Source organism: Bellilinea sp. (genome assembly GCF_034432615.1).
In the GTDB taxonomy this organism is placed as follows: domain Bacteria; phylum Chloroflexota; class Anaerolineae; order Anaerolineales; family Anaerolineaceae; genus Bellilinea.
Map to the genome: position 1 here is coordinate 1 of NZ_DAOUBL010000375.1, position 8,125 is coordinate 8,125.

Annotated in this window: 8 protein-coding genes and 1 tRNA gene; 2 read left to right on the forward strand and 7 right to left on the reverse strand. The window is 48.5% G+C overall.

Features of this window, described 5'->3' with window-relative positions:
• Nucleotides 1-788, reverse strand: a 788-nt coding sequence (locus VAE48_RS16630; protein ID WP_322794459.1) for a LysM peptidoglycan-binding domain-containing protein, incomplete at its 3' end; no start/stop codon positions are given.
• 122 nt (nucleotides 789-910) lie between these two features.
• Between VAE48_RS16630 and hemW the strand changes: the two genes are divergently transcribed.
• Nucleotides 911-2,158 carry a radical SAM family heme chaperone HemW gene (hemW, locus tag VAE48_RS16635; protein WP_322794460.1) on the forward strand — a complete coding sequence of 416 codons (1,248 nt, stop codon included), beginning with the start codon at nucleotides 911-913 and terminating at the stop codon, nucleotides 2,156-2,158.
• Here hemW and VAE48_RS16640 read toward each other — a convergent pair.
• Nucleotides 2,131-3,336, reverse strand: coding sequence for a L,D-transpeptidase (locus VAE48_RS16640; protein ID WP_322794461.1), 1,206 nt, complete (start codon nucleotides 3,334-3,336; stop codon nucleotides 2,131-2,133). The two genes, hemW and VAE48_RS16640, sit on opposite strands and share 28 nt — an antisense overlap.
• On the opposite strand from VAE48_RS16640, the gene VAE48_RS16645 reads away from it, so the two are divergent.
• Complete coding sequence (locus VAE48_RS16645) at nucleotides 3,239-4,093, forward strand: DMT family transporter (RefSeq protein ID WP_322794462.1); 855 nt, start codon at nucleotides 3,239-3,241, stop codon at nucleotides 4,091-4,093. The genes VAE48_RS16640 and VAE48_RS16645 overlap by 98 nt on opposite strands.
• A 71-nt stretch (nucleotides 4,094-4,164) precedes the next feature.
• Here the strand turns inward: VAE48_RS16645 and VAE48_RS16650 are convergent.
• From VAE48_RS16650 to VAE48_RS16670, 5 genes are all read right to left on the reverse strand, one after another.
• A tRNA-Pro gene (locus tag VAE48_RS16650) sits at nucleotides 4,165-4,239 on the reverse strand.
• Nucleotides 4,240-4,299: 60 nt separating this feature from the next.
• Nucleotides 4,300-4,707: a bacteriohemerythrin gene (locus VAE48_RS16655; protein WP_322794463.1), complete on the reverse strand. Its 408-nt coding sequence runs from the start codon at nucleotides 4,705-4,707 to the stop codon at nucleotides 4,300-4,302.
• 82 nt (nucleotides 4,708-4,789) lie between these two features.
• Entirely contained in the window at nucleotides 4,790-5,530 is a 741-nt protein-coding gene (locus VAE48_RS16660; RefSeq protein ID WP_322794464.1) for a class I SAM-dependent methyltransferase, read from the reverse strand.
• Nucleotides 5,527-6,714, reverse strand: a complete 1,188-nt coding sequence (locus VAE48_RS16665) for a PqqD family peptide modification chaperone (protein WP_322794465.1) — start codon at nucleotides 6,712-6,714, stop codon at nucleotides 5,527-5,529. The genes VAE48_RS16660 and VAE48_RS16665 overlap by 4 nt, the downstream gene beginning before the upstream one ends.
• A gap of 15 nt (nucleotides 6,715-6,729) precedes the next feature.
• Nucleotides 6,730-8,106, reverse strand: a complete 1,377-nt coding sequence (locus VAE48_RS16670) for a radical SAM/SPASM domain-containing protein (protein WP_322794466.1) — start codon at nucleotides 8,104-8,106, stop codon at nucleotides 6,730-6,732.
• Between the last annotated feature and the right edge of the window lie 19 nt (nucleotides 8,107-8,125).

The window sequence follows — 8,125 nt, forward strand, 5'->3', positions numbered from 1 at the left end:
GTTGGTGTCGGCGTAGGGCCGGGTGTGGGCAGACGCTCACACAATGGGATGTTAAGAGTCATGCCTTCATAGACAACATCCGATGGTAATCCATTGTAGGATTTGATGGCGTCTGCAGAGACATTGTAATTGCGGGCAATCCCGCTGAGCGTGTCGCCGCTTTGCACTTTATATGGGAACAATTGACAGGCAACTTCGGTAGCCTGTGCCGGGCTGAGTGTGTTGGTTGGCTGCGGTGAGGGTGTCGGGGTTGGCTGCGGAATTAAAAGAATGTTACCGACAACCAGATTGTCGCAGGCCGGTGAAAGTTTGTTGAGCTGGATGATACTGTTGACCGAAACCCCAAAATTGAAAGCGATGGTCAAACAATTGTCATTGGGTTGAATGCGATATTCCAATGGGGGTAAAGGTGTAAAGGTTGGCTGCGGAGTGGGGGTTTCGGTGGCTGTGGGGGTTAGCGTGATGGTGGGTGTAAGGCTGGCTGTAGGGCTGGGGGTCAAATTATCGCCTACAGTGGGTGCGGATGCCTGAAAAACCGCAAAGACTGTACCAGCGCCGATTCCGAGCAGTAACAGGATCAATCCAATGGCTGCCGGAAGTGAAATGGTCAACTGAGGCATGCGCGGCGATTCGACAATTTCAACTTTCTTTTTCCCTTCCGTTGAAGGAGTAACCTTTTCCGAATTGAATTGACGACCACAAACCAGACAGCGGGTAGCGTTGATACTTAATTTCGTCCCACAGGTTGGGCAAATTTTTGTTTTTGAGGTAAGTTCTTCTGGACTCATAGGCTTTATTTTAATCCAATTACCGGGAAACCCCCGGCGCATGAGATTATAACACAATCAAAAATTTGACAAGGGCGAAATCGTTTTTGCAGGAAATTTTTCAATGTGGTATGCTATGAACCATGCTACCCATTATCAGCCTCTATATTCATATTCCCTTTTGCAAGCATCGTTGTGCTTATTGCGATTTCAATACTTATGCCGGACAGGAAAACTTGATTCCGGCTTACATCCAGGCGGTAATAGCCGAAATTGAACAGGTGGCAAGGCTGCAAACCTACCCGTTTGAAATTGGCAGCATATTCTTTGGAGGCGGAACGCCAACTTATATCCCGGTAAAAGGATTGCAAGACATCCTGAATACTTGCCGGCGGGTTTTTGATGTGCTTAAGGAATGCGAAATCAGCATTGAGGCCAACCCGGGAACGGTAAGCAAGGAAAGTTTACGTGAATTGCGGCAAACAGGATTCAACCGAATCAGTTTAGGAATGCAAAGTGCCAATATCAACGAACTGAGATTGCTCGAAAGAGAGCATGATCCCTTTTCGGTCATTCAGGCGGTTGAGTGGGCACGCCTTGCGGGGTTTGATAATTTGAACCTTGACTTGATATTTGGTATCCCTGGCCAAACGATGACCACCTGGCAACAAAGCTTGCAGTTAGCGCTTGGATTAAAACCGGAGCATCTCTCCCTTTATGCCTTAACCATCGAGCATGGTACCCCTTTCAAGAAGTGGCTGGAACGCGGGTTAATTGACCTTCCGGATGATGATCTGGCAGCAGATCAATATGAATATGCATGTCAAGTGTTGGACGAAGCGAATTATGAACATTATGAGATTTCCAACTGGGCATTGAAGCGCGGGGGAAACTCATTAGCGTGCCGTCATAATCTGCAATACTGGAGATACCTGCCTTATATCGGCATTGGGGCAGGTGCCCATGGGTTTTTACAGAATCATCGGACGGTCAATGTGCGCGGAATTAAGGCGTATATTACGCGGGTGATGAGCGAAGTTGGTATGCCCCCTCCGGCATCATCAGCGGCTGAACAGGTCGTTGAACTGGACTTATGGACTCGAATGCAGGAAAGAATGATGGTGGGACTACGTCTTTTAGAAGAAGGGGTTGACGAATTTTCATTCAACCAGCAATTTGGTTTCAAAATGGAAGAAGTGTTTGGTAGACAGATTAGCCTATTGATGGGAATGGGATTGCTGGAATGGTCGGAGAAACGAAATTCGCGCCATTTACGCCTTACCCGACAGGCGTGGCTCTTGGCCAACCGGGTGTTCCGTGAATTTATTGGATTGCCTCAACCATCTGTTATTCAGGAGCAGCGTCACTCCACCACAACGCGGGTACCGTAGCCGACTCGTTCCATATCACCGGGCTCAGAAACTGGCAAAACCCAACGAAAGAGCCATTTTGCTTCAGAAGTTCGCATATTGACACAACCATGAGAACGAGGTGTGCCAAAATCCTGGTGCCAGTAAGTGCCGTGAAAGGCGACCCCGGTTTGTTCAAAAAAGCAAGTCCACGGTACGCCGGGTAGTTCGTAATCCTCCGGGTTGCCGCTCAATCGTCCATCCCCCATGTGTTTGGAGGGCATTTTGGAATAAATATTGAACTCGCCTTTGGGGGTTTCCCAGGGGATCTGACCTTCTGGTTTGTAATTCAACCCCGTTGATACCCGGGTTTGAAAGACGATTTCGTCATTTTCATAACAGGTAAGGGTTTGGCGTCCGCGGCTGACAACAATGCGTTTTTTATGATGCGGCACTTCTGGCGAGATGGGAGTGAGTTCTTCGTCGGGAATCAGACGGAGATGATAAGCCGGGGCGTGATATTCAATTTTTAATAATTCATCTAAAATTCGGTACCACGCCTCTCCGTCTGGTCCTTCATCAATTCCAGTGACCCAGTGAACTGATTCAAAGTAAAGCCGATAAAGCGGCTGCCAACCTGAAGTAGTGGTATATCTCATTGCCTGCGAATAAGGAACGGTAACTTCTGCCAGTTGACGGCCTTCGCGGATTTGGGAGGCAACCGGGTTGTACTGCACGGTAACCCTTTGGGTGTTGGCGCGGTGAATGTAACCGCCCCATACCCGGTACCAGATCGGGTTGTAAGCCGGCCCGGATTCCGATTCGAGTTCATAATAAATGTTGACCAGTTCATCACGGAAGCGTTGAAATAATATCCGGCTTTTGTCATCGGGTTGGGAATAGACACTGACCGAGCGAACCGTAATGCGGATTAAGTCATTTTTCTGATTATCTTCCTCGAAACCGGAAAAAGGACGGAATGCCAAACCTGCAAGGCCGGCAGCAGCACATAATTTGAGAAATTCACGTCTTGATAAACGGCTACCCATCGTGGAAAAATTATACCAACAATCGGCGGGTGTTTTCTCTGCTGAGTGAAGGAATGACGGTAGAATTTTAGATATGTCTGCGGTGATGTTGGCATTCCTTTCGGCGGTTTCTGGCGGATTTGCAAACCTTTTTGCACGACGATTGGTTTCGGTTAGCCAGGCCCGCAACATGCTCAGTGTGAATTTTGCTCTCATGACAGGCATGCTGCTGCCTGCTGCGCCATGGTTATTCGAGTTGCGGCTGGATAGTAAAGGTTTTTTCCTTTTGATGGCCGCAATTGGCCTGGATGGGCTGGCCAACTACGGTTATTTTCGTTCATTTGAGCGGGTAGACGCCGTAACGGTGAGCGGCTTACTGGCAGTTTCGCCGTTATTTGCCCTGGGCATATCGCCCTTGTTTTTCTATCAGAGCGAATCGCTTGGGGCGTTGCAGGTGCTCTCGGTTTTATTGTTCACCTGCGGTGTTTTGATGATCGTAGGAAGATTTCAACAAAATTCAACAGAATTAGAACGCGTTCCCATCAAGGAAATTTTCTATCCCTTGGGAACAGCGTTTTTGTTCACCTTGAGCATGTTTGTGATCAAGGATTTATTTGCGGGGAATTATCTTAATCCCTACACTTATTACCTGATTCGCGCCTTCTTAATTAGCGGCGTTTCCTGGATGATTACCAGACCCAATTTGGATTGGATCAATGGGATCAGTCTTTTGTTAACTGCTGGCAGGTTGATCTTTGTGATTGGGCAGTGGCTTTTTTTACTTTCGGCGTTGAAAGTTGGTCACCCAGCGGTGGTTAAAGCCATCTCAGACCTTTCTCCAATGGTTGTGATGATGTTTTCCTGGAGTTTGCTACGGGAAAAGCCATCTCCAATGCAGGTATTGGGGATGGTGGTAATACTGGCGGGTGGAAGTGTGTTAGCACTTTAATGAAAGGGAATGTACCACAACCCTTTTAAAGAAAAGATCCCCTACCATTCATTTCTGGCTGGGGATAACTGTCGGGGCGAGAGGATTTGAACCTCCGACCTCTTGCACCCCATGCAAGCGCGCTAGCCGGACTGCGCCACGCCCCGATGGACAGAGGCTATTATATTCCGAAAAGGATGTTTTGGCAACCTTTTGGATGGAAAATGCTATTTTTCACCTTTGGCTTCAAAAAAATTACTGTAGGCTTTATCTTCGTCCAGAATGTGGTTGACCAGCCATTCCTTCAAAAAATTCATCATCTGAATACTCAAACCGATTTTGCCCTCTTTATATTGATTCTGGAATTCGATAACCTGTTGGGTTAAGCGATCGTGTGAGGCTTTGTGATCGGCGTATTGGGGGTAGGCGTGCTTGAGCATCAGGGCTTCTTCGCTGGAGAAGTGTTTTCGCGTATAGTCCACCAGTTCCTCCAGAATCTTGCCTAATTCTACTTGTCCCTTGCCGACCTTCATGGCTTCGTATAGCTGATTAATCAAGCTAACCAGCTGCTGATGTTGATGATCGAATTTGGTAATTTTTACCGAGTAACGGTCTTCCCACTTAATCAGAGCCATCTATTTTATTTCTCCTGGTTTTTATGAATCTCACTTGAATATATGCCTTGTGGTTTGTTTTTGCCATAAAATTCAGGTAAATTTATCTTGGAACAAATCCGATGGCATAAAAGGTCGGCACAAATAAGATGCGGGTGCCTTCCAGCCAGGCGTGGCGGTCGGCTTTCTCCAAAGCTTCAATTTCCTCGGGCGCCAGATACCCTTGTAAATCCGAACGAATCACGGCCCATTCCATATCCAAATCTTGGGGGTACGTTTGATCATTGGCCCACTGGGCTGCCATTACTCCACTTTCAATGTTGATTAATCCGGCATCTCGAAACCAGCCGCGAATCTTTCTTCCTGTAGTGGGGTCTGCACCTTGATCGCGGAGGGATTGGGTTTGATAGTGTCCGATGGCTGAAAGGGCGGGGGGATGGTCTATCCTTCCGCCGTAATCCGGCTCTGCCATGGCAATGATTGCACCCCCACGGCGGGTGATTCGGCGCATTTCCTTAAGTACTTCGCCTCCGTTGACCCACATCAGAAAATAATGACAAATCGAAAAATCCACACTCTCCGATGAAAGGGGCAGCCTGTGGCCGTCTGAACAGAGCAATGAAGCGGAAGGTATTAAGTAACGGGCAATCAGGAGGCTGGAGAAATCAATGTCCAATCCCATGACCCGGCCGCCGGCTGAAAAATCCTGCAAAACTGCGCCGCCGCCGCAGCCAACCTCCAGGATGCGATGATGGGGTTGAATGCCGGCTTTTTGGATCAGATAAGCACGCAGCTGGGCAGTCCACCGCGCCTGTTGTAAAAAACGCAGGTGCCAGTCAATCATGCCTGGTTCTGATTCAAAGCCTGCGCATTTTGCCAGATCTTTGTCCAATCATCGGTGAGGAAGTTGCCTAATAAAATGGTTTTACCCTGTGCGGGCAGGACATCGCCATCGGGTTCGACATAAAGCCACGCGTTGCCTGCGCCGTCAAAGTATTCCCCAATCCCTTCACTTTGCAACTCAAGACTGATGGGATTTAATTCGGAATAAGGAACCGGTAAATCCCAAACGATGGACATTTCATGGGCGAAGGCATGTTCCTGTACCTGTTGGAGCATAGACTTCATCGAAAGGTCTTCGATACTGAGGCTAAGGGATTTGACATTCAGTTCAACCAGTTTATTCAGGATTTCGGTGATACGGTGCTGGTTGCGGCTGGTAATGGTGAGATGTACGGTTACATACAAATCGGAAGCAAGCGAATCGCGGATGGCTTCCCAACAGTAATCTTCATTCTCGTCCAGCACAATCATCAAATGATCAAGGCCGGCCTGAAGAATTTCGGTCAGAAATTTATGCTCCGAAAAGCGGTAGCCGTTACTGAGCACGCCGGTTACCATGCCCAGTTTTTCTGCAAATTCAACCAGTTCAACCAAATCGGGGCGTAGCGTGGGTTCTCCACCGGTGAAAATTACGTGGGGGATGCCGGCTTTCCAGGCTTTTTCCAGTATAGTCTGCCACTCTTGGGTTAATAACTCTCTTTTGACCCTTTCTACCGGTGTGGAGCCAACCGCACGAGGATGGGGTGTGGCATAGGTCAGAGCGCAATCAAGGCGCAGAGGTGCACTCAGCCGTCGTTCATGGACGTTTACGCGTTCAAATTCCAGATAAGTAACTGGGTCGAGATCGGTGGTTTCGATTAGGGTCATCAAACGCTCGCGGAAAGAGATAAAATCCTGTCTGGCTTGTTCTTTGCTAACCCGATAGCGTTTGGATAGTTCGTTGGCCACTTCTTCTTCATTGTGCTGTTGAATGAGGTGATAAGCGTATTCAGTGCCGGTCTGGTTGAGGTGAAGCACTGTCGAAGCATTGATAATGAGGATGCTGTTTCCATCTGGCTCAATTCGGAGATGAAGCCGGTAGGGTAAGGCGGCTTCAGGTGGAGCGTTGAAGGTATAAACCCCTGCTGCAAGCGGTTGAACGGGTTGAAAGAAACGATTGAATGTCTCTCGAATTCGATTAATCATGACCACCTCCGGTTTTCAATGGGAAATTGGTTGTTTGGCCGCTAAAGCTTCGCGGGCGAGAGGACATCCGCCGCCGCATTCAACCACTAATCCACAATCGTGGCATTTGGCTGGTAAGTTCCGACGCTCTCTCAAGGATAACGCCAGATCATGATTCCAGATTTGATCCCATGAATCGTTTAGAATATTTCCAAGTGAGGTGTAATACGATTGGCACGGCAGTACACTTCCGTCCGGTTCAATGCACATGTTATACAGGGCAGCAGTGCACCCCTTTACGCCCAATTCCATTTGAACGGGGTCAAAATTACAGTATTCGGTAGGGGTGTACCAGATCAGGCGCTGATTGTATTGGGTGGTTTTTGTGCGGGCAATATCCAGCAAGGCAGGCAATTCACTCTCCGGAATACCGGTGTTTACATTGCGTCCTCGACCGGAGTAAATCAGGGCATTTAAGCCAATGGTCGGCACCCCAATTTTTCCCAAAAAATCCAGTGTTTCGCTTAAATAAGGGGCGTTGTCTTTCAAGAGGGTGGTATTGGTCATTACAAACAGGTGCGTCTTTAAGGCATTGGTCAAGCCTTTTACGGTTTCCTGCCACGCGCCTTTGTGGAGAACCATGTGATCGTGAATGTCAGGAATATGGGATTCAAAAGTGATCTGGACGTGATCCAGTCCAGCGTTGATGAGCTGGTTGAGAAAGCCAGTATCTTGCAGTCGTCTTCCGTTGGTATTAATACCAGTGATCTGACCGTTGCGTTCGGCATGAGCAATTAGAAGTGGAAGATCATCGCGCAGTGTAGGTTCGCCACCCGTAAAAACGATGTGCGGGATTCCAATCTCCCACAGCCTATCCAATACCGAATACCAGTATTGCGTATCTTTTTCCGGGAAGGCGCGCGATCTTGCGTTATAACAGTGAGCACACGCATTGTTGCAGCGATAGGTCACTGCCAGATCCATGCGGTAAGGCCGGCTGGATTGTTTGCTAAAGGGTGGAATGGTTTCAATCTCCAAATCACAAATCGGGCATTCGCCTTCAGGAAGGATCAGTGCATGCAGCTGTTCAGCGAAAGCATGGTAGTCTTGCAGCGCTTGCCGGCGGGAAACCTGGAAGGTGTGAGTCAGCCATCCAATTGCCTGAGTTTCCTGCACTTTGCTCAAGATCAGATAGGCCATGAGCGTGGCAGATGGATTAAAGTGAAAGATACGGCTGGCATTGATGAGTAATGTCCCGCTCTGGTCGGGTTCAATGCGTAAGTGAACGCGTGCTTTTCCGCCGTTTTCCTCCACCGAAAAACTGTAAAGGCCAGCTGACGGTGGAAAAGTCAGATTTGGGGGACGGATACTTCCCCGGAGTTTTTCGAGCCAGCGGTTTGAGAAGAGGGACATGCTAGAACTCTCCCATTAG

Excerpts from the sequence above, each read along its gene's own strand:
- VAE48_RS16660 (WP_322794464.1), bottom strand. The coding sequence starts at position 5,530 with ATGATTGACTGGCACCTGCGTTTTTTACAACAGGCGCGGTGGACTGCC.
- hemW (WP_322794460.1), top strand. The coding sequence starts at position 911 with ATGCTACCCATTATCAGCCTCTATATTCATATTCCCTTTTGCAAGCAT.
- VAE48_RS16645 (WP_322794462.1), top strand. The coding sequence starts at position 3,239 with ATGTCTGCGGTGATGTTGGCATTCCTTTCGGCGGTTTCTGGCGGATTT.
- VAE48_RS16640 (WP_322794461.1), bottom strand. The coding sequence starts at position 3,336 with ATGTTGCGGGCCTGGCTAACCGAAACCAATCGTCGTGCAAAAAGGTTT.
- VAE48_RS16665 (WP_322794465.1), bottom strand. The coding sequence starts at position 6,714 with ATGATTAATCGAATTCGAGAGACATTCAATCGTTTCTTTCAACCCGTT.
- VAE48_RS16655 (WP_322794463.1), bottom strand. The coding sequence starts at position 4,707 with ATGGCTCTGATTAAGTGGGAAGACCGTTACTCGGTAAAAATTACCAAA.
- VAE48_RS16670 (WP_322794466.1), bottom strand. The coding sequence starts at position 8,106 with ATGTCCCTCTTCTCAAACCGCTGGCTCGAAAAACTCCGGGGAAGTATC.